Origin of the sequence: Microvirga sp. KLBC 81 (assembly GCF_003075415.1) — a bacterium.
Classification (GTDB): domain Bacteria; phylum Pseudomonadota; class Alphaproteobacteria; order Rhizobiales; family Beijerinckiaceae; genus Microvirga.
Window position 1 is genome coordinate 1 of sequence record NZ_QDAH01000305.1, and the last position, 677, is coordinate 677.

A 677-nucleotide genomic window follows, 5' to 3' on the forward strand; every position below is an offset into this window, starting at 1 on the left:
CCGGTCTCAGTCATTCTGAAAGGTGTGGGGCAGAAGCCGTTCGAAGCGGTTTCGCGTAATCGCATAGCACTCGCAGACGGTGTTTTCGAGCCCCTGGCGATCCGTGACCGTGATGAGCCCGCGGCCCTGCCGGATCAGCCCGGCGGTCTGGAGCGCGCGCACAACGATGCTGACGGTGGAGCGCTGCACGCCCAGCATCTCGGCCAGGTGCTCATGGGTGAGCGGCAAGGTGCTTCGGCCGACCCGGTCCTGCATGCTGAGAATCCAGCGGCAGCAGCGCGCCTCCACGCTGTGCACCGTGTTGCAGGCCATGGAGTAGAAGGCTTGGGCAAGCAGCGCCTCGACGAAGCGCAGGCACATCTCGCGCAGCACCGGCCGGGTGTCGAAGGCCTGATGCAGGATGTTCATGTCGATGCGCGAGGCGCGGCCGGTGACATGGACCACGTAGCGCCCCAGCGCCTGGCGGGTGACCAGAGCGCTGGCCAGCCCGAACACGGCCTCGCGCCCGAACACCGCCATCTCGACGGTTTTGCCGTCGGCCAGAACGGTGATGAGGGCGACAATGCTGTCGTGCGGAAAATAGGCGTACGGCATCAGGTCCCCGGTCTCATAGACCACCGTGCCCTTCGGCAAGCTCACCATCTCAAGATGCGGCTCAAGGAAGGCGAAGTCGTCCG

1 protein-coding gene is annotated in these 677 nt (G+C 65.4%); it reads right to left on the bottom strand.

From position 1 onward, the window contains the following. Positions 1–6 precede the first annotated feature (6 nt). The coding region (locus tag DC522_RS33910; protein ID WP_133239470.1) for a Crp/Fnr family transcriptional regulator at positions 7–677 on the bottom strand (671 nt) is incomplete at its 5' end.